This is a genomic window from Pectobacterium sp. IFB5596 (assembly GCF_021432585.1).
Lineage (GTDB): Bacteria > Pseudomonadota > Gammaproteobacteria > Enterobacterales > Enterobacteriaceae > Pectobacterium > Pectobacterium punjabense.
In genome coordinates this window covers 1-24600 of record NZ_LXFY01000010.1, presented here as the reverse complement: position 1 = coordinate 24600, position 24600 = coordinate 1, and the positions used below count along the sequence as shown (strand labels likewise).

Genomic DNA, 24600 nt, shown 5'->3' with positions numbered 1-24600 from the left:
ACACGTTGCAAACGCTGGTTACGCACAAACGGCATGGCCTGCCAGAGCGGATTATTATCAAGCTGTGCGCTGATGGCACTATCGCCATGCTCGAAGCAGAGCACGTTGGCATCGCCGACGTCTGCCAGGCTTTCAATCCCCACAATCGTACTGCCCCAGAAGCTGGTTTCGCTGCGCCAGGCATTTTCTATCCCGACATGATCCATCACTTCCTGAAAAAGGCTGTTCTTGCCAATCACCAGCACATGGCGGCTATCAACCAGCGTAATGAGCAGCAGAGGACGCTCGGTATATGGCTGAAGCGTAATCTTTTCCTGTTGGATAAACTGCGCCAACTCCGCCAGATGCCGTTCTCCAGCGGCCTTCATATTTAGCGCGTCAGCCAGCTTCATTACTGATGCCTGTGCCGACGTCAACGGCTTCCCCTGTTCGCTGCTGAAGCCAAAACCCAGCAGTGGAGAAATACGGGACATTTTCGCGACCGAAGGGCCGTAACCTTCAGAATAAAGAATCATGGACGGGCGAATCTGCGTCAGCAATTCAAGGTTAGGCTCGGTACGCAGCCCCACATCAATCACCGACTCAGGCAATGCCGGCTCTTTCACCCATAGGTTATAATTATGCTTATCGGCAATCGCGAAGGGGGTAATGCCTAACGCCAGAAGCAATTCAACGGGCAACCATTCCAGCGCCACAATACGGTTCAAATCAGGACGTGAAGCGGTGGCTCCCCTACTCGCCGCCGAATAAACCAGCGGAGACAGCAGTAGCGCCGTCAGCAAGCGACGACGTAACGGGTCAGGAGAACGCGGGGAAGAAAACAATTCAGGCATCATTAGCAGGTAAACCGAGTTAACAAACGAAGCTGACCGGTGCGCCACCAGCCGGATGAGGCAGAATGCCCATGGGAATACCGTAGATACTTTCCAGTACATCCCCTTGCATCAGCGTGACAGGCTCGCCTTGTGCAATCATTTTACCACCGCGCAGCGCCACCAAATGATCGCAATAGCGGGCAGCCATATTGATATCATGTAGCACTGCAATCACGGTAATACCGCGCTCGTGGCTCATGCGCTGAATCAGCGCCAGGACCTCAACCTGGTGCGCAATGTCCAGTGCGGAAGTCGGCTCATCCAACAGCAGGCAGCGGCTATCTTGCGCCACCGTCATCGCCAGCCAGGCTCGCTGCCGTTCGCCGCCGGACAGGCTATCCACCAGACGGTTAGCAAATGGCTTTAGCCCAACGAGCGTGATGGCTTCTTCGACCTTTTCCCGATCGGCGCTGCCGAAACGGCCTAATGCGCCATGCCACGGGTAGCGCCCCACAGCAACCAACTCACGCACGGTCATCCCTTCAGCAGCGGGAAGCTGCTGTGGTAAATAAGCCACCTGACGGGCGAACAATTTGCTGTCCCAGCTTCCGATCGCCTGTTCTCCCAACAATGCCGTTCCGCTGCTGGCGGGCTGGTGACGGCCCAGAATTTTCAGCAATGTCGATTTGCCCGAACCATTGTGCCCAATCAGACCACAGACTTTCCCGACGGGGAACGTGATAGAGAGCGGGTGTAGCAGCGTGCGTCCGGCGACAGAAAAGCTGACGTCGTCCAATCTGAAGGTGGTATCAGGCAGTACAGTTTGATTTTGCATAGCGCTTTTGATTTTTAATGTCACGGACGGAAAGGAGATAAGCGGCGATCGCTATTCCCGTAACTATCGAACCAGACCCATAACGATCAAGCTAAAAGAGAACGATAATGATTACGATAAAGGCAGCATGATAGGCGCAACAGAATACCAATCGCAAGACTTTTACCGGGCAGCGCCAGAGTGGCGTGAACAGAAAAGCGGTATCAGGTAGGATGTGGTGCTCGCCCCAAAATAGTAGAGAAAAAAACACCCACAAATTCAGCATATTAGGTACATTTCATGTCACTATTGAGGCGATTTCGTGCGCTTCGAACATTGTTATCTTCATGTTACGTCGTAGCACGCGCCCGACATAGGGGGCTACGCCAGCCCCCTATGAACCCCGGCTTTTGGCGGAAATTATGCCGCTAAAGCGGTGCCTTCGTCGGTATCAGGCTTAGAGGACCGCTTGCGACACGCTCCCGACGTGGCGCAAGCTTGAGCCGCGTCCATGCGGCTCATCCTAAGCCTGCTATCTCCTCAGCATAATTTTTTACGCCGGATAACGACAAAACACGTGATACCCCTGCCTTTGTCTATAAGAGACAATAGATTAACCAGGGGCAGTGAGAAGAATTTATTGACCAAACATTTCTTTGATCCAGTCAGCGACACCTTCTCCGTTTTGCTGGTTCTGCTGGGCTGAAGGCTGCGGCTGACTACTCTGACACAGAGCCTGCGGGTTATCCGTCCAGACCGGCAAGACGCGTCCAGCGCTGCTGCCGTTGCAGATAAAGTTCCCGCTGGCATCCACTGTCATCGTCGTAATACCTTCCGGCGGCGTCAGCATCAACGGCAGCGGCGTTTGGTTTTCCAGATAGCGACGATAGATCGTCAGCGCCCCGTTCGCCCCCGTCAGCTTGGCCGGACCATTGTTATCACGCCCTACCCAGCTAATCGCCACTTCTTTACCATCAATCCCAGCAAACCAGCTGTCACGCAGGTCATTGGTGGTACCGGTTTTCGCCGCCAGATGATAATTCGGGAATTTCACCGCCAGCGAGCGCGATGTACCGCGCTCAACCACTTGCTGCATGCCGTATAGCGTCAGATAGGCCGCCTGCGCAGGAACCGCGCGTTCAGCCTGCGGGAAGCTCTGATACAGCACCGTACCATCTTCCGCAATCACCGAACGCAGTGAGGAAAGTGGGGCACGGTTGCCGCCGCTGGCGATCGTCTGGTATTCCTGCGCCACTTCCATCGGCGTTAGGCTGATCGCACCCAACAGCATCGCTGGTACAGTCTGAATCACGTTTTCGGGGATACCTAAACGCTTCAAGGTTGACGTGACCTGATCCAGCCCTACGGCCATCCCCAGATTGACGGTCGGGACGTTCAGCGAGTTTGCCAACGCATCGACTAACATGACGCGACCACGGAATTCACGATCGTAGTTCTTCGGCTGCCACAGTTGTCCGTTAGGCTGCTTGATCGACAGCGGCTCATCCGCCAACAGGGTATTCAGACGATAGGTGTCCGGCTGGCTCAATGCCGTCAGGTAAGTCGGCGGCTTCGCCAGCGATCCGACAGGGCGACGCGCCTGTAGCGCACGGTTAAACCCAGCGTACTGCGTTTGAGCACCGCCAACCATCGCGCGGACTTCGCCACTGAAACGATCGACAATCACCATCGCGGCTTCCAGATCGCTGACGTTACGCCCTGCACGCAGTGCCGGCACGCCGACTTCCACCGCTTTTTCCGCCGCATCCTGCGAGACCGGATCGAGCGTGGTGAAGACCTTCACGCCGGAGAGATCGTTAACCTTGTCGCCAAGTCGCTGTTGCAATTCCTGACGCACCATCTGCATAAACGCGGGCTGAGGACTGATTACGCCGCCTTTCGGCTGCACGCCCAGCGGACGCGCACTCAGCATGTTGTACAGATCGGCATCAATGACCTGCTGATTCTGCAATAGTCGCAGCACCAGATTGCGTCGCTCTAACGTAATATCTGGGTTACGCCATGGGTTGTACAGCGATGCCCCTTTCACCATCCCCACCAGCAGCGCCTGCTGATCGAGACTCAGCTCATTCACCGGACGGCCAAAGTAATACAGGCTGGCAAGCGGGAAACCGCGGATCTGATCGTTACCGCTCTGACCGAGATACACCTCGTTAAGATACAGCTCAAGGATGCGATCCTTGCTGTAGCGATAATCCATGATCAGCGCCATATAGGCTTCGTTGGCTTTACGCCACAGCGAACGTTCGTTGGTCAGGAACAGGTTCTTCACCAACTGCTGCGTCAGCGTACTCCCGCCCTGCACTGCGCGTCCTGCGGTGATATTGGCTAAAAACGCACGGCCAATCGAGTACAGGCTGATGCCATCGTGTTCATAAAAATGGCGGTCTTCGGTCGCCACCAGCGTATCCACTAACAGATCGGGGAAACCGGCACGCGGCACAAACAGGCGCTGTTCGCCATTCGGCGACTGCATCATAGTGATCAGTTTCGGATCGAGACGGAAGAAGCCGAAATTACGCTGGTTGTCCAGATTCTGGATCTGTGACAAACGATCGTTGGCAAACGTCAGGCGCGCCTGAATCTGCCCTTCTTTTCCATCAGGGAAATCAAACGGGCGGCGCAACATATCAATGCTGTTACCACGCACGCTGAATTCACCCGGACGGGTAATGCGACTCACCTGACGGTATTGCATACCTTCCAGCAGGCTAATCATCTCTTTCTGGCTATAAGCCATGCCGGGCTCAAGGTTGACCATGCGGCCATAAACAGCGGCAGGCAATTGCCAGACTTTGCCTTCAATACGGCTGCGGATCTGGCTATCGAGGTATACACCGTAGATTGCCATCGCCACGGCAAAGATCAGGAACAGCTTGATCGCCAGCCCCAGCCAGCGCCGTCTTCTCTGTGATTTCCGCGTCATCGCGTCATCGCCATCGTAATCATCATCGTCGTCATAGTCGTCCTGATAATCGTCATAGTCATCATCATAGTCGTCATCCCTGCGACGTCGTATGGCCTGCTTGCGTTCAGGCTTACGTTTTGGCGCTTTCCCTTTGCGTCCGATAGGTTCGCGGTCATCCCGAGACATTACAATAACTTCTCCATCAGGTTGTTCACGGCTATCAGCTTTGCGCTCAAGCCGCCTACTCTGTTTCCAGCCCCCTTTTTGGGAAAGCGGAAACGTCTGAAATTAGTGATTCTGATATTTCTTGGTACGCCTCGTCGGCGCCGTATTCGCCGGATCATCCGGCCAGATATGCTTGGGATAACGCCCCTTCATCTCTTTTTGCACGTCGCGGTATGTCCCTTGCCAGAAGGCCGCTAAATCGCGCGTAATCTGTAGTGGACGCTGTGCGGGTGATAAAAGCTCCAGTACCAGCGCCACACGACCTTCTGCCAGCAGCGGGCTCTGCTGCTCGCCGAACATTTCCTGCATCCGTACCGACAGTACCGGTGGTTTATCGTCATAATAGGCAATGGGCAAACGGCTACCGCCAGGCGCGGTGTAATGCGTGGGCAACGCGTTATCCAGCCGCTGACGCAGCGACCAATCCAGCAATCGCAGCAGCGCGTCGCTCAAATTAATCTGGTGTAGTGCACGTAAATCGCGCACGCCAGACAGTGACGGCTGTAACCAGATTTCCAACGTTGCCAGCAGCCTGTCATCATCCACTCGCGGCCAGTCAACCTCAGGCAACCACTGACAAGCGCACTGTAAGCGAGCACGTAACTGCAACGCCGCAGCGTCCCAATTCAACGCTTTAAGCCCCTGCTCCCGAATCCAGGATAGCATCGCCTGCTGTAATGCCTCGTCAGAAGGCTTGTTCAACGGGCGCGTTCGCAGAGTCAGGCAACCAATCTGGTCGCGCTGGCTGGCGCGCAGAGTACCCTTTTCTTCGTCCCAGTGCACCACGTTACGCTCATTTATTAATCCGGGTAACCGCCGCTCCAGCCGTTCAATATCCAGCGGCAACGCCAATAGAATCCGCGCATCTGCGCTCTGGCTATTTTGTAATAGCGAAGGTGCCAGCAGCCATTCGTTACCTGACAACGCTTCATCAGCCGACATCATCGCGCCGCTACCGTTAGCAAGCTGGTAGCGCCCATCCTGACTGCGCCGTCGTGCGATACGATCAGGGAAAGCCAGTGCCAGCAGCCAGTCGGCTTCGCCGCCGTCAATATGCCCCGAAGTCGTCGATAAACGGCGCGTCAGCTGTTTTGCTCGCCGCAACCAATGAGGGAGCGGGCGATGCAGCCAGTCAGCCAGATTAATCGATCCGCTACGCGGTGGCTCTTCAAGTATCGCCGCCAGGCACCCTGCGGTAGCCAACGCGTCCGGACCTTGCTGTGATGCGGCATACAGCAGGGTTGCCAAACGGGCATCGCTGCCTAACGCGGCGATCTTACGCCCTTCGGTAGTCAACCTATCCTGCTCATCCGTAATACCAAGCTGGCGCAGCAGGTGTCGCGCAGCATAAAGCGCAGGAGCCGGTGGCAAATCCAACCAGGTCAGCTGCGCTACATTGGTACAACCCCACTGTAATAAATCCAGCCAGACGCTGCTTAAGTCGCTATTCAGGATCTCGGCTTCACTTTGTGCCGCAGCACGTTCTGCCTGTTCGCGAGAGCACAGGTGCCAGCAAATACCGGGACTTAAACGCCCCGCACGCCCCGCGCGCTGCACCATCGAGGCTTGGCTGATGCGCTGTGTTACCAGCCGAGTGACGCCGCTTTTCACATCAAAGCTGGCTACACGCTCAAGACCGCTGTCCACCACCAGCCGGATACCTTCAATTGTCAGGCTGGTTTCAGCGATATTAGTGGCTAATACCACCTTACGCCGGCCCGGCTCCGCAGGCAGAATGGCCTTTTGCTGTTCCGCCAGCGTCAATGCGCCATATAAAGGACAGAGATCCGTCTCGCTCGACACGCCATTTTCCAGCAGCGCCTGCACGCGGCGAATCTCTGCGACGCCAGGTAAAAACAGCAGCAGCGAACCGTCTTCTTCATTGAGTAACCGCCGTACCTGTCGCGCAACGCCGTCTTCCAAACGCTCCTGACTATTTAGCGGCGCATAGCACCGCTCGACCGGATAGCTGCGACCTTCGGAAACCACGCAAACGGCTTCCGGCAACAGCGCTGACAGCCGCGCATTGTCGAGCGTGGCGGACATAATCAGCAGTTTTAAATCGTCACGCAGCCCCTGTTGCACATCCAGCAGCAGCGCCAATGCCAGATCGGCCTGCACGCTGCGCTCATGAAATTCATCAAGGATGATTAGCACTACACCTTGCAGTTCCGCATCCTGTTGCAGCAAACGGGTTAGCATGCCTTCGGTGACAACTTCCAGCTTCGTTGCACTACTCACGCAGGTTTCTGAGCGCATCCGATAGCCTATCGTTTGCCCTGGATCTTCACCTAGCTGCTGTGCCAACCGCCAGGCAACACTCTTCGCCGCCAGACGGCGCGGTTCCAGCATGATAATGCGCCCGTTCAAATTGCCCTGTTGCAGTAATTGCAACGGCAGCCAGGTTGATTTCCCCGCCCCCGTTGGGGCATTGAGCAGCACCTGAGGCGCGGTATGTAGCGCCGTTATCACATCATCCAGCACGGCGCTGACGGGCGGTAAAATCACAGACATCTCCGTATAAGGTTAACTTTCAGCGGCGAGCATTGTAGCATCTGGATGAATGTAGCATCGGATGGAATCAGAACAAGAGAGTGCACCATGCCAGCCCCCCGCCGCCTGTTTTTTGCCTTATCACTGCCGGAAACCACACAGCAAGAAATCATCCGCTGGCGTGCCGAACACTTCCCTCTGGACGCGGGCCGCCCGATTGCGGCGGCCAACCTCCATCTGACGCTGGCGTTTTTAGGCGATGTGAGTGAGCAAAAAGCGCAGGTCTTACAGGCCTTAGCAGGCAGAATCCGCCAGCCCGCGTTTACCCTCACGCTAAATGACGCTGGACATTGGCCGCGTCCCGGTGTTGTCTGGCTAGGCTGCCGCCGAGCACCGCGTGGATTGTTACAGCTCGCGGAACTGCTGCGTTCTCAAGCTGCACGCAACGGCTGCTATCAAACATCATTACCTTTTCATCCACACATTACGCTATTGCGCGGCGCGACTCGTCCCGTGGCGATTCCCCCCGCGACGTTCAGTTGGCAGACCGACATGACGCACTTTTCCCTTTACCAGTCTCTTTTCGATAACGGTAAAACCCGCTATCAAAAGCTGGAAAGCTGGTCATTCATTAAATAAGAGAATAGTTAGATATACCCTAAATAATTCGAGTTGCATGACAAAACGTTAGCGTTTTGAACAACGCTCTGCGTTGACCCTTTAGGGCAAGGCTCATTTATAGCCTTGTAACGCGGCAACCGAGCGACAAATTCGTCGGGAACGAATTTGACCAGCCAACGGCTGGCCTTCGGTGAGAGACAGGATGTCTCTCATTTCATCCCCAGGAGCTTACACAAGTAAGTGACTGGGGTAAGTAAGGACAAATCGGCTTAGCCGATTTGAACGCCGCTTGCGGCGGCCCTTCAGGGCGAGGCTCAGAACCGAGCCGAGTATTGCCAACGCACAAGCAGCTTGAAGTATGACGGGTATAAACGAATAAAACAGGATACGCATGAACTACACCCCACGCTTACAACCTGCTCGCTTAATTAAACGTTACAAACGCTTTTTGGCCGATGTCGTGACGCCGGAAGGCGAGACGTTTACGTTGCACTGTGCCAATACCGGTGCCATGACGGGCTGTGCCACACCCGGTGATACCGTGTGGTATTCAACGTCCGAGAACCTTAAACGTAAGTATCCGCAAAGTTGGGAACTGACTGAAACACAACAAAATGACTGGATTTGTGTCAATACTCTGCGTGCCAACACATTATTGCACGAAGCCTTATTAGAGAATCGCATAGAAGAGCTAGCAGGCTACTCTGATGTAAAAACGGAAGTGAAATACGGTACGGAAAACAGCCGAATCGACCTGCTTTTACAGGCGCCAGACAAGATTGACTGCTATATTGAGGTGAAATCTGTCACATTATTGCAACATGAATGTGGTTACTTTCCCGATGCGGTTACACTCAGAGGGCAAAAGCATCTGCGTGAGCTGCAACAGATGGTTTCCAATGGAAAACGCGCCGTCCTTTTTTTCGCCGTTCTCCATTCAGGAATCCAGCAGGTTTCTCCTGCCCGGCATATTGATTCACGGTATGCGGAATTATTTATCGAAGCACAGCGGGCAGGGGTTGAAATTTTATGTTACGGCTCCACATTATGCCCTGACGGTATTACGTTGACGCATAAGCTACCGTTGTTGGGATGAAGCACAAGCATTGCATAACACGCCGAACGCACCACCCAAGGCGTAACACATTGTTTATTATTTAATGTAAGCAGGTTGTTCCTCACACTTTATCAGGCCGGTGTCAGGAAGCATTGCCAACCCCATCTTCATCTGCTATTTATAGCGGCCTGTTTTTTCCCCCCTTTGGGGGCCGATATACCCAGATAGCTGAAGTTCTGGTCGACAACGCCGCAACTTCACTGCATAAAAGGGTATTATGCGTGTCGTGTTATGTAGGAGAAGCAACATGCAAGAAGGGCAAAATCGTAAGACATCTTCTCTGAGCATTCTCGCAATTGCCGGAGTAGAGCCGTACCAAGAGAAGCCGGGCGAAGAGTATATGAACGACGCTCAGCTGGCTCATTTCAAGCGTATTCTTGAAGCATGGCGCAACCAACTCATGGATGAAGTGGATCGGACTGTATCGCACATGCGCGATGAAGCCGCTAATTTTCCCGATCCCGTGGATCGCGCGGCGCAGGAAGAAGAGTTCAGTCTCGAGCTGCGTAACCGTGACCGTGAGCGTAAGCTGATTAAGAAAATCGCCAAAACGCTGGTGAAAATCGAAGATGAGGACTTCGGATTCTGCGAATCCTGTGGCGTCGAGATTGGCATTCGCCGTCTGGAAGCTCGTCCGACTGCCGATCTGTGTATCGACTGCAAAACGCTGGCAGAGATACGCGAAAAGCAAATGGCAGGATAATATCCTGTCTAAAATCGGCTCCTGCCACTCGCAGGGGCCGTCTTCGGATCATGTACCGCTGATGAATGATATTCATCACTCTATCTTCTGTCTGGATAAAACGCTGACGAGATAGCACCAACCTCTTATGTCTGGAACCGATTGTTTTACCGGAAAAAATAGTTTTTCTGAAGCTACTCGCATTTCTGAAACCGACCGTTATATCGGGCGCTTTGCTCCTTCTCCCTCTGGTGACCTGCATTTTGGCTCATTGATCGCCGCACTGGGTAGTTATCTTCAGGCTCGTTCTCAACAAGGGCGCTGGCTAGTACGTATTGAAGACATCGATCCTCCGCGGGAAATCCCCGGGGCCGCTTCTCGCATACTCGCGCAATTAGAACACTACGGTTTGCACTGGGACGGCGGTGTGGTTTACCAGTCACAGCGGCATGCGCGTTACCGTGAGATCCTTCAACAGCTTCAACAGCAGGGAATGAGCTATTACTGCACCTGTACGCGTAGCCGTATTCAGCAGCTAGGTGGGCACTATGATGGCTATTGCCGAACGCGCAACCTGCCCGCCGATAACGCCGCGCTCCGTCTGCGCCAGGCGACGCCGGTATTTCATTTTCACGATAAATTACGTGGCGATCTGTATGCCGATAACGCCCTCGCTCGGGAAGATTTTATTATCCACCGCCGCGATGGACTTTTTGCCTACAATCTAGCCGTGGTGATCGATGATAACGATCAGGGAATTACCGAGATCGTACGCGGTGCCGATCTTATCGAACCAACCGTTCGTCAAATCTCGCTCTATCGCCAATTGGGCTACACGATCCCCACCTACGTTCATCTGCCGCTGGTGCTGAATCTCGAGGGAAATAAGCTTTCCAAACAAAATCACGCCCCTTCACTACCGAACGGCGATCCGCGTCCTGTGCTGCTTGCCGCACTGCAATTTTTGCATCAACCACTGCCAGAAAATGGCCAGGATATGACGCTTTCCGCGCTTCTGGCATGGTCTGTGGCGCACTGGTCCTTGGATACCATCCCGTTGCAGGCGGCAATAAACGCGTCCGCGATCACATCAGCATTCTCAAAGGGGCATTGGTGAGCTATGATTAGCCGCTATTTTTCGTGGCGCGCCATCCTTAGCCGCCCCTTTGGGGGGCGACGCCAATGCTGTGCTGTTGATTTATCCATCACTATCGAGGTGTATTATCTTTTCCCGAGTTGCTAATTTTTGTCGTAAAGTACTGAATCGTGAGAACGAAATGGTCGAATCAGAGGAACCGCGTCAGCATCTGACGGTGATCCCGCGTGACCAACATACAATTTCACGCAGCGACATCAGCGATAATGCGCTGAAAGTACTTTATCGCCTGAACAAAGCGGGCTACGAGGCTTATCTGGTTGGCGGCGGCGTACGCGATCTGCTGCTGGGCAAAAAGCCGAAAGATTTTGATATCACCACTAACGCCACGCCCGATCAGGTGCGCAAGTTATTCCGCAACTGTCGTTTAGTTGGGCGTCGTTTCCGTCTCGCACATATCATGTTCGGGCCAGAGGTGATTGAAGTTGCCACGTTCCGTGGTCACCACGATCAGCATCAAGAGCAGCAAGAAACTAAAAACTCTTCTCAGCAGGCTCAGAGTGGCATGCTGCTGCGCGACAACATTTTTGGATCGGTTGAAGAAGACGCCCAACGCCGCGATTTCTCAATCAATAGTCTCTACTACAGCATTGCTGATTTCAGCGTACGCGATTATACCAATGGCCTGAACGATCTGCGTCAGGGTGTCATCCGTATGATCGGCGATCCCGAAACGCGCTATCGTGAAGATCCGGTGCGCATGCTGCGTGCCGTTCGTTTCGCCGCCAAGCTGAACATGACCGTCAGCCCAGAAACCGCCGAACCGATTCCTCGTCTGGCTTCATTGCTGCACGATATTCCCGCAGCACGTATGTTTGAAGAATCGCTGAAGCTGCTTCAATCGGGCTATGGCTATCCAACCTATAAAATGCTGTGTGAATACCAGCTGTTCCAGCCGCTTTTCCCGCTGCTGAGCCGTCATTTCACACCAAACGGCGATTCCACGCTGGAGCGCATGGTTGCTCAAGTGTTGAAAAACACCGATAAGCGTTTGCAAAACGACATGCGGGTGAATCCGGCATTTTTGTTCTCCGCCATGCTGTGGTATCCGCTGATCGAGCATGCACAAAAGCTGGCTCAGGAAAGTGGTCTGGCCTACTTCGATGCATTCTCGCTGGCAATGAACGATGTACTGGACGAACAGTGCCGTTCTCTGGCGATCCCTAAGCGTATTACCTCGTTAGTCCGCGATATCTGGCAACTGCAAACGCGTCTGTCTCGTCGTCAGGGTAAGCGTGCTTATAAGCTAATGGAACATCCTAAATTCCGTGCAGCGTATGATCTGCTTTGCCTACGCGCCGAAATCGAAAACCATCAGGAGCTGCTGCGTCTGGCTCAATGGTGGGGGGAATTCCAGGTTGCAGCACCGCCACGCCAACAAACCATGCTGAGATCGCTGGATGACGGCCCGACACCACATCGTCGCTCCCGTCCTCGTCGCCCACGTAAACCGACGACGGCACGCAGGGATCAAGCCTGATGGCACGCGTGTATCTGGCGCTGGGCAGCAATCTTGCCCAGCCTTTGCTGCAGGTACGCGCCGCACTGGCAGCGCTGGATGCGATTCCACAGACTCGCGTCATTCGCTGCTCCTCATTTTATCGTAGTCGCCCGCTCGGCCCACAGGATCAACCGGATTATCTTAATGCCGTCGTTGAGCTGGAAACCGCATTAGCTGCCGAATCATTGCTCGATTGCACACAGGCTATTGAGCTGGAACAAGGTCGCGAACGTAAAGCACACCGCTGGGGCCCGCGCACGTTGGATCTGGATATTCTGCTGTTTGGTGATGCCACGATCCAGACAGAACGTCTGACGGTGCCGCATTACGATATGAAAAATCGTGAATTCATGCTCTACCCGCTCGCGGAAATTGCCCCTGATCTGGCATTCCCCGACGGCGAAACGCTCGTGCAACGGCTAACCCATGTCGATCGCAACGGTCTGACATTGTGGGACGACAACACTCCTACCTGAGCCACAATAAAGCCAACATACAAGCAGATTGAAGCATAGTGGGTATATCGCTACACGTCGGCTTACATTAGAATGTTCCCCTCAATTCTTCGCCCTATTGACATAGGAAGACCGTCATGAAACCGACGACTATCTCCCACTTGCGCCAATGGAAACAAGAGCAGCGAAAATTCGCGACGATAACAGCTTACGACGCCAGCTTCTCTCGTTTGTTTTTTGAACAAGGCATTCGTGTGATGCTGGTGGGTGACTCTCTGGGAATGACCGTACAAGGTCACGATTCCACCTTGCCCGTGACTACAAACGACATCGTTTACCATACTCAGTGCGTCCGCCGTGGTGCTCCGCTGGCTCTGGTTCTCTCCGATATGCCATTTATGACCTACGCCACGCCGGAACAAACATTCAGTCAGGCGGCAGAACTGATGCGTGCCGGTGCGAATATGGTGAAACTGGAAGGCGGAAGTTGGCTTGCCCCAACGGTAAAAATGCTGACTGAACGTGCCGTGCCGGTTTGCGGTCATCTGGGCCTGACGCCGCAATCCGTTAACATCTTCGGTGGTTATAAAATTCAGGGGCGAAGCGAAAGCGACGCTAATCAACTGCTGGCCGATGCACTCGCACTTGAAGAAGCCGGAGCACAGTTACTTGTGCTGGAATGCGTACCTGTCGCACTGGCTAAACGCGTAACGGACGCGCTGTCAATTCCTGTCATCGGCATTGGCGCAGGCAATGTTACCGACGGGCAGATTCTGGTCATGCATGATGCCTTCGGCATTACCGGCGACAACACGCCTAAGTTTGCCAAGAACTTTCTGGCGCAAAGCGGTGGCGATATCAGCGCAGCAGTGCGGTTGTATGCACAAGAAGTCGAACAGGGCCTCTACCCGGCCGAAGAACATTCATTTCATTGAGACATTCATTTCATTGAGAAATGTCGTTTCATTAAAGAACGAGTATTTCATTAATCAGGCTATTTTTGGGAGTATGGGTGTGTTAATAATCGAAACCCCTCTGCTGCTGCGCCGCGAAGTTCGTCGCTGGCGTCAGGAAGGGAAACGCATAGCTTTGGTTCCCACTATGGGCAATTTGCACGACGGGCACATGACGCTGGTCGATGAAGCCAAAGCACGCGCCGATATCGTTATTGTCAGCATTTTTGTCAATCCCATGCAGTTTGAGCGGCCAGATGATTTAGCCCGCTACCCCCGGACGTTGCAGGAAGATTGCGAGAAATTAAACCGCCGTGGTGCCGATCTGGTTTTCGCACCGAGCCCGGATGTGGTATACCCAAATGGATTGGAATCGCAAACGTTTGTCGATGTGCCCGGCTTGTCTTCTATGTTGGAAGGCGCTAGCCGCCCCGGTCATTTCCGCGGCGTGGCTACCATCGTTAGCAAGCTGTTCAATCTGGTACAGCCGGATTTGGCCTGCTTCGGCGAAAAGGATTACCAGCAGTTAGCGCTGATTCGGCAGCTTGTCCGCGATATGGGCTATGACATTGATATCATTGGCGTCCCTATCGTACGAGCAAAAGACGGTTTGGCATTGAGTTCGCGTAATGGCTATCTCAGTGCTGAAGAGCGCCAGCTGGCACCGACGCTGTATCAGTTGATGATGGCACTTTCAGCGCAGTTGGACAACGGCGATCGCCAGATCGATACCTTGCTGGAACACACGGCAGATAAATTGCGCGAAGCGGGCTTTACGCCTGATGAACTGTTTATCCGCGATGCTGATACGCTGCAACCGCTGAGCACTGCCAGCACGCGTGCAGTGATTTTGATGGCTGCCTGGTTAGGCAAGGCCAGATTGATTGATAACCACCAGGTCGATTTGACTGTATGAACCGAGGTAACAAAGCGATGATACGTACCATGCTGCAAGGCAAGCTGCACCGGGTCAGAGTGACTCAGGCTGACTTGCACTATGAAGGCTCTTGCGCCATCGATCAGGATTTTATGGATGCCGCAGGCATTCTGGAATACGAAGCGATTGATATCTACAACGTTGATAACGGCCAGCGTTTCTCCACCTACGCCATTGCAGGCGAAAGAGGTTCACGCATTATCTCTGTGAACGGTGCCGCCGCTCGCTGCGCGTGCGTGGGTGACAAGCTGATTATCTGTTCCTATGTGCAGATGTCGGACGAACAGGCCAGAAGCCACAGCCCTAAGGTTGCCTATTTTTCTGGCGAAAACGAGCTGCAACGTCAGGCAAAAGCGATTCCGGTTCAGGTCGCCTGATCGCTAAGTTTATGACGAAATCGAGCGGTAGTAATGGATAGATCGTAAAGACGCTGCAAGTACCTCCCTGTAAGCTCGAGCCGCGCCATCCCTGGCGCGGACGCTTTACTCTTCTATTCCATTACTACCGTTTTCACTTCTTAGATTAGTCTGCCAAAAGGCTAACACGGTGGTCACTCCGCCTTCCCAATTTACACACTACGTCCGCAGCCCACGTCCTCGCTCAATCAGCCACCAGACAAGCAGATAAAACACCACGATAAAGGCAATCAGTACCGACATGGTGAACAGCAGTGGCACATCCTGAATCCCGAGGAAGCCGTAGCGGAAACCGCTGATCATGTACACCACAGGGTTCAGCTTGGAAACAGCCTGCCAGAACGGCGGCAACAGCGTCAGCGAGTAAAATACCCCGCCCAAATAGGTCAGAGGCGTCAGCACAAACGTCGGAATCAAACTGATATCATCAAAGGTTTTCGCAAACACCGCATTCAGTAATCCCGCCAGCGAGAACAGCGTCGCCGTCAGTAGCAGCGTCAGGACGATGATCCACCAGGCATGAACATGCAGCGGAACGAAGAACAGCGACACCGCAGTGACCAGAACCCCAACGCACAGACCGCGCGCGATCCCCCCGCCAATATAACCCGCAATGATCACGTGTGTTGGCACCGGCGCAACCAGCAGTTCTTCAATATTGCGCTGAAACTTGGCGCTGAAAAAGGAAGAAGCTACGTTGGCATAGGCGTTAGTAATCACCGCCATCATGATCAGACCCGGCACGATAAACTGCATGTAGGTAAAACCGTGCATTTCCCCAATGCGTGAACCGATCAAGTTGCCGAAAATAATAAAATACAGCGTCATGGTGATCACGGGTGGCACCAGCGTCTGAATCCATATACGGCCAAAACGGGTCACTTCTTTAACCCAGATACTCTGTAGCGCCACCCAATACAAACGCATCATGCCTTTTCTCCCTTACCGTTCACGCCGTCCCCATTAACCAACGTGACAAACAGCTCTTCCAACCGGTTAGCTTTATTACGCATACTTAATATTGTTATCCCCTGCGCGCTTAGCTGGCTGAATAGCGCGTTCAAGCCTTGCTCGCGCATCACATCCACTTCCAGCGTTGACGTATCCATCAGGCGGAACGCATAACCTTCAAGCTGTGGTAGCGGGCTTTTTGCCGCCAGATCGAAAATAAACGTTTCGGACTTCAGTTGAGCAAGCAGCTGCTTCATCGAGGTATTTTCCACCAGTTCACCCCGCTGAATGATCCCGATATTACGGCACAGCATTTCCGCTTCTTCCAGATAGTGCGTCGTCAGGATAATCGTGGTGCCCTGCGCATTTAGCTCTTTCAAAAAGCCCCACATGGAACGACGCAATTCGATATCCACACCCGCCGTTGGTTCATCAAGAATCAGCAACTTAGGTTCATGCATTAACGCACGGGCAATCATCAGGCGGCGTTTCATCCCCCCCGACAACATCATTGCTTTTTCGCTGCGTTTTTCCCACAAATCCAGCTGTTTCAGGTATTTTTCGGCACGCTGCAACGCATCCTGACGTTTCACGCCATAGTAGCCGGCCTGATTAACGACAATCTGTAATACCGTTTCAAACGGATTGAAGTTAAATTCCTGCGGAACCAGTCCCAACTGGCGTTTCGCATTCACTTTATCCAGCTCAAGGTCATAGCCGAAGACGCGAACTTTACCAGCGGTTTTGTTCACCAACGAGCTGATAATCCCAATCGTAGTGGATTTTCCTGCGCCATTCGGCCCCAGCAGCGCATAGAAATCCCCCGCTTCCACGTTCAGGTCGATTCCCCGTAACGCCTTGACGCCTCCCGAATAAGTTTTGGTTAGTTGCGCCAGTTCCAGTGCATATGTCATAAGAAATGGATTGCCTTATTATCAGTGAGTTCTACAGATTCGAAGTGTGACAAATAAATACTCTAAATAATTCAAGTTTCAGGAAGGCGGCAAGAGAAGGAATCCCGATGAGCTTACTCAGGTAAGTGATTCGGGTGAGTGAACGCAGCCAACGCACATGCAACTTGAAGTATGACGAGTATAAACTATCGTTTTTCAAACGACGCATGTTGCCTTATATTACTCCTCACTGCCCCTTGTTTGTTACAGGTCATTTACTTTCATGAAAGAAATTGAAACGCTCATCGCCAATAACCAGCTTTGGTCTAAAACGATGGTGGAAGAGGACCCTGGCTATTTTGAACGCCTGGCGCAGGCGCAACGTCCCCGTTTTCTATGGATTGGATGCTCGGACAGTCGCGTGCCTGCGGAAAGTCTGACCAGCCTTGAGCCTGGTGAACTGTTTGTTCACCGCAACGTCGCAAATCTGGTTATCCACACCGACCTCAATTGCCTGTCCGTCGTGCAATATGCTGTCGAAGTTCTCGAAGTCGAACACATCATCATCTGCGGCCACTACGGCTGTGGCGGTGTTCAGGCGGCGGTGGAAAACCCGGAACTGGGTTTGATTAACAACTGGCTGCTGCATATCCGTGATTTGTGGTACAAGCATAGTTCGCTGCTGGGGGAATTGCCTCCCGAACAGCGCCTGAATACGCTCTGTGAAATCAACGTTGTCGAGCAGGTTTATAACCTCGGCCACTCCACCATCATGCAGTCCGCATGGAAACGTGGACAGAAAGTTACGATCCACGGCTGGGTGTACGGCATTCAGGATGGCCGACTGCGCGATCTGGAAGTGACGGCAACCAACCGGGAGACGCTGGAACAGCGTTATCGCCGCGCGATTTCCACCCTGTCTTGATTCGCAGCCTGACGCCCACTTGCTGGGCGTCGTTCACGGCATCAGCCTTATCTTTTTTACGTTATTCTTGCGGAACAACCTTGCCGACGTAAGGCAAATGGCGATAGTGCTGAGCATAGTCGATGCCGTAACCCACAACGAATTCATCAGGGATCGAGAACCCGACCCACTCGACTTTCACCGCCACTTCGCGGCGCTCTGGCTTATCCAATAGCGTACAGATAGCCAACGATTTTGGCTCACGCAGTTGCAGAATTTCCCGCACTCTGCTCAAGGTATTGCCCGAATCGATAATATCTTCAACGATCAATACGTCTTTGCCGCGAATATCTTCATCCAAATCTTTCAGGATTTTAACATCGCGCGTACTGTTCATACCGCTGCCATAGCTGGATGCCGTCATGAAATCCACTTCGTGAGGGACATCGATCGCCCGGCATAAATCGGCCATAAAGATAAACGAGCCGCGCAATAGCCCCACCAGCACCATATCGCTGCCGCTATCACGGTAGTGTTCGCTGATCTGTTGCCCCAGTTCGGTAACCCGCGCCATCACTTCCTGCTCAGAAATCATGACTTCCACGGTATGTTTCATCATACTGATAACTCTTTGAAGTAAGGTATTCAGCACCATCGGAAAAATGACAGACTCATTACCGATGATGCGCCAATGCTGATGTCAATCAGCCCTAGGCCATGCCCGGGCGCGCGAAGTATATCAGAAACCACACCATGAAGGAGACACCATGAGCACACCCTCTGTGGATGTTTGCTACAAAGTGAACGCCCCGCTTTCCTGCCAGCAGTTCGTTGAGCTGTTGGCGAAAACCTCATTAGGACCGCGTCGCCCGCTGGATGATGAGACGGCGATTGCAGGTATGCTTAAGCACGCCAATCTGCTAGTTTCCGCGTGGCGAGGGGATACTCTGATTGGGGTTGCGCGCAGCGTAACGGATTTTCATTTTTGCTGTTATCTGTCCGATCTGGCCGTGTCAGACGACTGTCAGCATGCGGGAATAGGAAAGAAACTGATTCAGGAAACCGCTCAGCAGTTGGAAAAAGGCTGCAAAATCATTTTGCTAGCCGCGCCGCTGGCGGTCGATTACTACCCGAAACTCGGGTTTGAAAAGCACAACAGCGCATGGGTCATGCCTGCGTCAGATTTACACGCAGGCGCGTAGTCATTTCGTTTCAGAGCCGTCAGCCGTATTGCTGACGGCAGGCAAAGCCGGGTACAGGACCGGAGGGTCCGTCTTAATGCTCAAACGTATCTGCTGCCCTGGCTCAAACCAGTTGCCGGTCTGCACCAGTAACATCAGTTCCCCCAGCTTCACCCGATACAAGTTTGATGTCCCCATAAACAGCCGATCTTCGATAAATGCCGGACCATCAGGATCGAGCGCCAACGCCACATCAGCAGGACGCACCATCCAGTCGCACTGCGAATCGATCGGTTGATTGAGTGGATGTGTTGCATGATGATCGCCCAATGGACTCTGCCATTGGTGGTCGCTCATAATCTTTACGGGCAGATAATTCGTATTCCCCATAAAATCAGCCACAAAGCGGCTGTTCGGCCGATGGTACAGCTCAGAGGGATAGCCCTGCTGCATAATTTTTCCTTCATCCAACAGAATCAGATGGTCGGCGCAGGCAAAAGCTTCTTCCCGGCTGTGCGTGGCGAACACCGCCGCGACATGACGCTGTTTGAGAATCTGCCGTAATTCAGTAATCAGGCGATAGCGGGTCTGGCTGTCCAAACCGGGAAACGGTTCGTCCAGCAACAACAATTTCGGCTCACAGGCCAGCGCGCGGGCAATCGCCAAACGCTGTTGCTGTTCATTTGATAGCTCGTGTGGATAACGTGCGGCAACCTCATCCAGTTGCAAGAGCGTCAGCATCTCCGCACAAATTGGCTTTACCTCGCTTTCCGGACGGCCATATAGCCCAAACGCAATATTGCCTTCCACCGTCAGATGCGGAAAGAGCGCGTAATCCTGAAAAATCAGGCCAACCTGACGCCGTTCAGGCAAGACGTACTCCTGCGGTGAGCTGACTGGCACCCCCTCCAACAAGATCTTGCCCTGGGTAATCGGCAGCAGGCCCGCAATCACCTGTAATAGCGCCGTCTTACCGCAACCGTTCTTGCCCAGTAGGCAGATAGTCTCATCATCACGCACGGCAAATGAGATGTTCTCCAACACGGCAGACTGCTGCAACGAACAACTTACCGACTGAACGCTCAGAATATCTATCGACGCGGCCATGTGATTATCCTTTTATATTCAATGCGCGGTTCAGCCCAAAAACCGGTATCAGCCCTACCGCAACTAACACCAGCGCAGGAAAGGCAAATGACGCGACGTGCTCACTCGCTGTAAAGCGAAAAACATAGGTTGCCAGCGTATCGATCCCAAAAGGACGCAGCAGCAACGAGACATTCAGCTCTTTCATGCTTTCCGTGAAGATCAGCAACGCCCCGATGAACACACCGCGACGCAACAACGGTATATGCAAGCGTGACCAACGGCTCAGGGGGGAAGCGCCCAACACGAGGCTCGCGCTATCCAGCGACCGAGGAATAGCGTCCATGCTGCGTTCAAGGCTGTCTAGCATCAAACGCCCAAATTTAACGCTATAGGCAAGAATGAGAATAAACAATGAACCCGCCAGCCAAGTATCTGCTGTGGGTAGTCCGGCAGCGCTAGCAAAAAGCGTAATCCCTCTATCCACCAGAGACAGCAAGGTAAACAGCCCAACGGCCAGTACCGCGCCAGGCAAAGCAAAACTCAGGCTCACCAGCCGAACTGGCGTCTGGTTGGCAAACATGCCAGCCGTACGGGTGTAGAAGATAAACGACAGCGCCATTAACGTAATGATGACGGTCGCCGCGGAAGACGCCAGTAGGCTATTCGTCACCGCATGAAGGAATGCTATATCCCATACCGACATCATATGACGGAGAGCTAAAAAGAGGAGATACAACAGCGGAAACAGGAATGACAGACAGACAATTCCCCAGCAGTAACCGCGAGCGACCTTGCTACGCCACCCGCTCAACACAGGCGGAACCACCAGAGAAGTGTTCGACTGAGCTTGATAAATTTTCTGCTTCCGACGCCAAAAATTAACCAGAAACATCAAGACAAAGATCGCGGGCAGAATCAATACACCAAGGCGCGATGCCGCCCCGAGATCGCCCTGCCCCTGCCAGATATCGAGCACCTGTGTTGTCATGGTTGGAATACCAAGATAAGACGCGGCACCATAGTCGCCTAATGCCTCAACCACTACTAACGCGCCACCGCAGGCAATCGCGGGTAGCGCAATAGGCAGGCATAAGCGACGGAATACCTGGGAACGTGTCTGATTCAGCAAACGAGCCGAATGGATAAGGCTAGCAGGCTGTTTCACCAGAGCTTCGCGTACCAACAGGTAAATGTAGGGGTATAAAACGAGCGCCAGCGTCAGACTCACGCAGCCCAGTGAAACCGATAGCCCGACGGCGTGGGATTCTCCCCACGGCGATGTTATCTGTAGCCCCCACACCCGCAACAGCGAGGAAAGATGCCGTAACACATCGGTATAAAGGTAAGCAAGCAGGAACGCAGGCATCGCGAGCGGTAGGCAAAGCGCCCATTGCAGCACACGATGGCCGGGAAAGCGGTACATGGCGATGAACCAGGCTGAAGGCAACCCCAACAGCAAGCTGAAAAAAAGCGTGCCAATCACGATGACCGCAGAATGCAACAGGTAGGTGGGTAACCCGATTTGCCACAGTTGGGTAAACCCCATTCCGTCGGCAAAAAAAACCTGATAAAAAACCGTCGCTAAAGGAAGCAGCAACAGTCCCGCCAACAACCAACTACTGACGCGCCAGACACCGGAGATCATAGAATAAAAACTGTAGTAGATAAGATCGTTGTTATTAATAACAGAGCCTGACAGCAGCGTCATCGTATCAAACAACGATAAATTGGCTCTAATCCTGCGATTAACCCGATACGACTTTTATTATTGAAATGAAATCAAATAAACAACCTATATTTCATAGCGTTAATAAAAATATTTCTCCCTCGCCCCGGACCCGTTTTTTTTATCGTAATTCCCGAAATAATTCGCGCCGCAAGACAAGATGTTAGCGTTTTGAAGCGCGCAATGTGTGCATCCACGAAAATGAGGGCTTAAGAAAAACCAACGTCCGTGCTACTTGAAGGGTGGCGGAGATATCAGATGTTTCCCGTAAGAAAGCTTGGAAAACCCTGCGATATCTGTGATAACGTCATCTGACGATATTTGGAACAGGTTCAACCATGAAAAACTCTGCGCTGGCTCTGCTCCTGCTAAGCCTGATGAGCTTCTCTTCCGCCAGCAAGGCGCTGAATGAATTTGAGGCGGAAGATCTGGCCGATCTAACCGCGATCTTTGTTTATCTGAAAAACCACTGTGGTTACCAAGACCTGCCAAATGAACAGGTTCGTCGGACGTTGGTCGCATTTGCTCAGCAGAACCGCTGGGATCTCAGCAATTATAGCGCCTATGACATGACAGCAATGGGTGAAGACAGCTATCGCGATCTCAGTAAAATCGCGATTCCTACCCCGAAGAAATGTCAGTCTCTGGCACGTAATTCGCTCGGTTTACTCTCCTACGCGCAGTAATTCTCCTCCTCCTCCTCCGCACTGACTGAAATTTGACCGTGCAAGCGGCAAAAGAGTCGGCTATGATGGCGCGCCAATTTTCATGGCTGTTATCGCGGAGGAAGCCCTAACATGTCCCAGAAAGAAATTTGGTATGAAACCCTGCATGCCAACTTTGGCCAGTATTTTTCGGTTGATCGCGTGCTGTATCATGAGAAGACCGATCATCAAGATCTCATCATTTTTGAAAACAAGGCGTTAGGTCGCGTGATGGCGCTTGACGGCGTGGTGCAAACCACCGAGCGCGATGAATTCATCTACCACGAAATGCTCACCCACGTTCCCCTTCTGTCACACGGTAACGCCAAACGCGTACTGATTATCGGTGGCGGCGATGGCGGCATGCTGCGGGAAGTCAGCCGACACCGCAGCGTCGAACAGATCACAATGGTAGAAATCGATGCGGGCGTGGTGGAGTTTTGTCGCCAGTATCTGCCCAATCACAGCGCTGGTAGCTATGATGACCCGCGTTTTAATCTGGTGATTGATGACGGCGTTAACTTCGTCAGACAGTGCAGCGAAAAGTTTGACGTCATTATTTCGGATTGCACCGACCCCATCGGCCCCGGCGAAAGCCTGTTCACCTCCGATTTCTATCAGGGTTGTGCCCGCTGCCTGAACGAAGGTGGAATTTTTGTCGCGCAGAATGGCGTGTGTTTCCTGCAACAGGATGAAGCCGTCGGTAGCCATAAAAAACTCAGCCGTTACTTCCATGATGTCAGCTTTTATCAGGCGGCAATCCCGACCTACTACGGCGGTATTATGACGTTCGCCTGGGCCAGTAATCACCCAGCACTGCGCCAGATAGACACCGCAACGCTGCACCAGCGTTTTACACAATCCGCTATCGCCTGTCGCTATTACACGCCTGATGTTCACATCGGCAGCTTTGCCCTGCCACAATATCTGCTGAGCGCGTTACAAAATGCGCAATAATCGATCACTTAAGGAACCACACAGCCACAAGGGGGTGACGTAAATTGCACAAGCTGAAGCTACACGGCTTTAACAACCTGACGAAAAGCCTGAGTTTTTGTATCTACGATATCTGTTACACCAAAACAGCCGACGATCGCGATGGTTATATCGCCTATATCGACGAACAATATAACGCTAACCGTTTAACAGAAATCCTCACTGAAACCTGCTCAATTATCGGCGCGAACGTCCTTAACATCGCGCGTCAGGACTATGACCCACAGGGTGCCAGCGTGACCATTTTGGTCAGCGAAGAACCCATCGATCCACGTGACGTGGACACCTCAGAACACCCAGGGCCGCTGCCTAATTCCGTCGTTGCACATTTGGATAAAAGCCATATCTGCGTCCATACCTATCCAGAAAGCCACCCGGAAGGCGGACTTTGTACCTTCAGAGCAGATATCGAAGTGTCTACCTGTGGCGTAATTTCACCGCTGAAAGCATTGAACTACCTCATCCACCAGCTTGAATCCGATATTGTGACCATCGACTATCGCGTACGGGGGTTTACTCGTGATGTTAATGGCATAAAACATTTCATCGACCATCAGATTAATTCAGTTCAGAACTTCATGTCAGAGGACATGAAATCGCTCTATCACATGATGGATGTGAACGTGTATCAGGAAAATATCTTTCATACCAAAATGTTATTGAAAGACTTCGACCTCAAGCATTACCTGTTTAACGTCAGCCCTGAAGAACTCAGCGCTGCCGAACGGAAAAGAATCACCGATCTTCTCTATCACGAGATGCAGGAAATTTATTACGGCAGAAATTTGCCCGTTCTGTAATCAATACATATAGGGTGTATCTCTTAGTCACAAATATAAGGGCATCAAGGATTTTGCCGTTATGCGGCGTGAAAATTATGCAGCGGTGCGCTTGACCGCCGAGTGAGCGACAGGACGTCGCGAAAGCCAGCGCCATGCCGGGAGCATGTCGCTGGTGGCTCGAAAAGCGGGCATGGGCACCGATGGAACCGCGTAGCGGCATAATTTAGCCGGAAGCCTGGGTTCGCAGGGCGGCGGCGACT

At 52.8% G+C, this 24600-nt stretch carries 23 protein-coding genes; 14 read left to right on the top strand and 9 right to left on the bottom strand.

The features are described 5' to 3' along the window. From fhuD to hrpB, 4 genes are all read right to left on the bottom strand, one after another. Nucleotides 1-836: Fe(3+)-hydroxamate ABC transporter substrate-binding protein FhuD (gene fhuD / locus A6301_RS09230; RefSeq protein ID WP_234257629.1), on the bottom strand; the 836-nt coding region annotated here is incomplete at its 3' end. Between the two features lie 16 nt (nt 837-852). After that, the gene (fhuC, locus tag A6301_RS09225) at nt 853-1650 is read right to left on the bottom strand and encodes a Fe3+-hydroxamate ABC transporter ATP-binding protein FhuC (RefSeq protein ID WP_107168742.1); all 798 of its coding nucleotides are present in this window, start codon (nt 1648-1650) and stop codon (nt 853-855) included. 616 nt (nt 1651-2266) lie between these two features. Then, complete coding sequence (mrcB, locus tag A6301_RS09220; RefSeq protein WP_234257627.1) at nt 2267-4744, bottom strand: bifunctional glycosyl transferase/transpeptidase; 2478 nt, start codon at nt 4742-4744, stop codon at nt 2267-2269. Nucleotides 4745-4846: 102 nt separating this feature from the next. Further along, the gene (hrpB, locus tag A6301_RS09215) at nt 4847-7291 is read right to left on the bottom strand and encodes an ATP-dependent helicase HrpB (RefSeq protein WP_234257626.1); all 2445 of its coding nucleotides are present in this window, start codon (nt 7289-7291) and stop codon (nt 4847-4849) included. A gap of 93 nt (nt 7292-7384) precedes the next feature. Between hrpB and thpR the strand changes: the two genes are divergently transcribed. From thpR to panD, 9 genes are all read left to right on the top strand, one after another. Then, a complete protein-coding gene (gene thpR / locus A6301_RS09210; RefSeq protein ID WP_234257624.1) occupies nt 7385-7915 on the top strand; it encodes an RNA 2',3'-cyclic phosphodiesterase in 531 nt (176 codons plus the stop codon). Nucleotides 7916-8288: 373 nt separating this feature from the next. Next, the gene (gene sfsA / locus A6301_RS09205; RefSeq protein WP_107168745.1) at nt 8289-8993 is read left to right on the top strand and encodes a DNA/RNA nuclease SfsA; all 705 of its coding nucleotides are present in this window, start codon (nt 8289-8291) and stop codon (nt 8991-8993) included. 268 nt (nt 8994-9261) lie between these two features. Beyond that, on the top strand, nt 9262-9717 hold the full coding sequence (dksA, locus tag A6301_RS09200; protein ID WP_005969032.1) for an RNA polymerase-binding protein DksA: 456 nt from the start codon (nt 9262-9264) through the stop codon (nt 9715-9717). A 127-nt stretch (nt 9718-9844) separates the two neighbouring features. Further along, a complete protein-coding gene (gene gluQRS, locus A6301_RS09195; RefSeq protein ID WP_107168746.1) occupies nt 9845-10813 on the top strand; it encodes a tRNA glutamyl-Q(34) synthetase GluQRS in 969 nt (322 codons plus the stop codon). Nucleotides 10814-10919: 106 nt separating this feature from the next. Beyond that, entirely contained in the window at nt 10920-12332 is a 1413-nt protein-coding gene (gene pcnB, locus A6301_RS09190; RefSeq protein ID WP_205942465.1) for a polynucleotide adenylyltransferase PcnB, read from the top strand. Then, nucleotides 12332-12829, top strand: a complete 498-nt coding sequence (gene folK / locus A6301_RS09185) for a 2-amino-4-hydroxy-6-hydroxymethyldihydropteridine diphosphokinase (RefSeq protein ID WP_107168747.1) — start codon at nt 12332-12334, stop codon at nt 12827-12829. The genes pcnB and folK overlap by 1 nt, the downstream gene beginning before the upstream one ends. A 116-nt stretch (nt 12830-12945) precedes the next feature. Continuing rightward, on the top strand, nt 12946-13743 hold the full coding sequence (gene panB, locus A6301_RS09180) for a 3-methyl-2-oxobutanoate hydroxymethyltransferase (protein WP_234257623.1): 798 nt from the start codon (nt 12946-12948) through the stop codon (nt 13741-13743). 79 nt (nt 13744-13822) lie between these two features. After that, on the top strand, nt 13823-14677 hold the full coding sequence (gene panC, locus A6301_RS09175) for a pantoate--beta-alanine ligase (RefSeq protein ID WP_234257622.1): 855 nt from the start codon (nt 13823-13825) through the stop codon (nt 14675-14677). A 17-nt stretch (nt 14678-14694) separates the two neighbouring features. Continuing rightward, the gene (panD, locus tag A6301_RS09170; RefSeq protein ID WP_107168754.1) at nt 14695-15075 is read left to right on the top strand and encodes an aspartate 1-decarboxylase; all 381 of its coding nucleotides are present in this window, start codon (nt 14695-14697) and stop codon (nt 15073-15075) included. 198 nt (nt 15076-15273) lie between these two features. Here the strand turns inward: panD and A6301_RS09165 are convergent, their stop codons facing one another. Together A6301_RS09165 and A6301_RS09160 are read right to left on the bottom strand one after the other, a co-directional pair. Then, nucleotides 15274-16044 carry an ABC transporter permease gene (locus A6301_RS09165; RefSeq protein WP_107168749.1) on the bottom strand — a complete coding sequence of 257 codons (771 nt, stop codon included), beginning with the start codon at nt 16042-16044 and terminating at the stop codon, nt 15274-15276. Further along, nucleotides 16041-16979 (bottom strand): ABC transporter ATP-binding protein, encoded by a 939-nt coding sequence (locus A6301_RS09160; RefSeq protein ID WP_107168750.1) that lies wholly within the window; start codon nt 16977-16979, stop codon nt 16041-16043. The genes A6301_RS09165 and A6301_RS09160 overlap by 4 nt, the downstream gene beginning before the upstream one ends. Nucleotides 16980-17241: 262 nt before the next feature. Here A6301_RS09160 and can point away from each other — a divergent pair, with 262 nt between their 5' ends. Then, the gene (can, locus tag A6301_RS09155) at nt 17242-17883 is read left to right on the top strand and encodes a carbonate dehydratase (protein ID WP_005969011.1); all 642 of its coding nucleotides are present in this window, start codon (nt 17242-17244) and stop codon (nt 17881-17883) included. 61 nt (nt 17884-17944) lie between these two features. On the opposite strand, the gene hpt is transcribed toward can, so the two are convergent. Then, nucleotides 17945-18478, bottom strand: a complete 534-nt coding sequence (gene hpt / locus A6301_RS09150) for a hypoxanthine phosphoribosyltransferase (protein ID WP_011094841.1) — start codon at nt 18476-18478, stop codon at nt 17945-17947. 151 nt (nt 18479-18629) lie between these two features. Here hpt and A6301_RS09145 point away from each other — a divergent pair, with 151 nt between their 5' ends. Then, complete coding sequence (locus A6301_RS09145) at nt 18630-19064, top strand: GNAT family N-acetyltransferase (protein ID WP_215484305.1); 435 nt, start codon at nt 18630-18632, stop codon at nt 19062-19064. Here A6301_RS09145 and A6301_RS09140 read toward each other — a convergent pair whose 3' ends face one another. After that, the gene (locus tag A6301_RS09140; protein ID WP_234257621.1) at nt 19065-20150 is read right to left on the bottom strand and encodes an ABC transporter ATP-binding protein; all 1086 of its coding nucleotides are present in this window, start codon (nt 20148-20150) and stop codon (nt 19065-19067) included. It abuts the gene before it with no gap. A 4-nt stretch (nt 20151-20154) separates the two neighbouring features. After that, nucleotides 20155-21840: an iron ABC transporter permease gene (locus A6301_RS09135; RefSeq protein ID WP_234257620.1), complete on the bottom strand. Its 1686-nt coding sequence runs from the start codon at nt 21838-21840 to the stop codon at nt 20155-20157. A gap of 356 nt (nt 21841-22196) precedes the next feature. Between A6301_RS09135 and A6301_RS09130 the strand changes: the two genes are divergently transcribed. From A6301_RS09130 to speD, 3 genes are all read left to right on the top strand, one after another. Then, nucleotides 22197-22544 (top strand): YacC family pilotin-like protein, encoded by a 348-nt coding sequence (locus tag A6301_RS09130; protein WP_005968999.1) that lies wholly within the window; start codon nt 22197-22199, stop codon nt 22542-22544. A gap of 111 nt (nt 22545-22655) precedes the next feature. Next, nucleotides 22656-23519: a polyamine aminopropyltransferase gene (gene speE, locus A6301_RS09125; protein WP_107171164.1), complete on the top strand. Its 864-nt coding sequence runs from the start codon at nt 22656-22658 to the stop codon at nt 23517-23519. A 44-nt stretch (nt 23520-23563) separates the two neighbouring features. Then, complete coding sequence (gene speD, locus A6301_RS09120; protein ID WP_039317746.1) at nt 23564-24358, top strand: adenosylmethionine decarboxylase; 795 nt, start codon at nt 23564-23566, stop codon at nt 24356-24358. Nucleotides 24359-24600 lie beyond the last annotated feature (242 nt).

Bases quoted from the DNA above. Each gene is read 5' to 3' on its own strand.
- A6301_RS09145 (WP_215484305.1), top strand. From the start codon at position 18,630: ATGAGCACACCCTCTGTGGATGTTTGCTACAAAGTGAACGCCCCGCTT.
- panB (WP_234257623.1), top strand. From the start codon at position 12,946: ATGAAACCGACGACTATCTCCCACTTGCGCCAATGGAAACAAGAGCAG.
- speE (WP_107171164.1), top strand. From the start codon at position 22,656: ATGTCCCAGAAAGAAATTTGGTATGAAACCCTGCATGCCAACTTTGGC.
- A6301_RS09135 (WP_234257620.1), bottom strand. From the start codon at position 21,840: ATGACGCTGCTGTCAGGCTCTGTTATTAATAACAACGATCTTATCTAC.
- A6301_RS09130 (WP_005968999.1), top strand. From the start codon at position 22,197: ATGAAAAACTCTGCGCTGGCTCTGCTCCTGCTAAGCCTGATGAGCTTC.
- panD (WP_107168754.1), top strand. From the start codon at position 14,695: ATGATACGTACCATGCTGCAAGGCAAGCTGCACCGGGTCAGAGTGACT.
- can (WP_005969011.1), top strand. From the start codon at position 17,242: ATGAAAGAAATTGAAACGCTCATCGCCAATAACCAGCTTTGGTCTAAA.
- dksA (WP_005969032.1), top strand. From the start codon at position 9,262: ATGCAAGAAGGGCAAAATCGTAAGACATCTTCTCTGAGCATTCTCGCA.
- hpt (WP_011094841.1), bottom strand. From the start codon at position 18,478: ATGAAACATACCGTGGAAGTCATGATTTCTGAGCAGGAAGTGATGGCG.
- thpR (WP_234257624.1), top strand. From the start codon at position 7,385: ATGCCAGCCCCCCGCCGCCTGTTTTTTGCCTTATCACTGCCGGAAACC.
- A6301_RS09165 (WP_107168749.1), bottom strand. From the start codon at position 16,044: ATGATGCGTTTGTATTGGGTGGCGCTACAGAGTATCTGGGTTAAAGAA.
- folK (WP_107168747.1), top strand. From the start codon at position 12,332: ATGGCACGCGTGTATCTGGCGCTGGGCAGCAATCTTGCCCAGCCTTTG.
- sfsA (WP_107168745.1), top strand. From the start codon at position 8,289: ATGAACTACACCCCACGCTTACAACCTGCTCGCTTAATTAAACGTTAC.
- mrcB (WP_234257627.1), bottom strand. From the start codon at position 4,744: ATGTCTCGGGATGACCGCGAACCTATCGGACGCAAAGGGAAAGCGCCA.
- fhuC (WP_107168742.1), bottom strand. From the start codon at position 1,650: ATGCAAAATCAAACTGTACTGCCTGATACCACCTTCAGATTGGACGAC.
- A6301_RS09160 (WP_107168750.1), bottom strand. From the start codon at position 16,979: ATGACATATGCACTGGAACTGGCGCAACTAACCAAAACTTATTCGGGA.
- gluQRS (WP_107168746.1), top strand. From the start codon at position 9,845: ATGTCTGGAACCGATTGTTTTACCGGAAAAAATAGTTTTTCTGAAGCT.
- A6301_RS09140 (WP_234257621.1), bottom strand. From the start codon at position 20,150: ATGGCCGCGTCGATAGATATTCTGAGCGTTCAGTCGGTAAGTTGTTCG.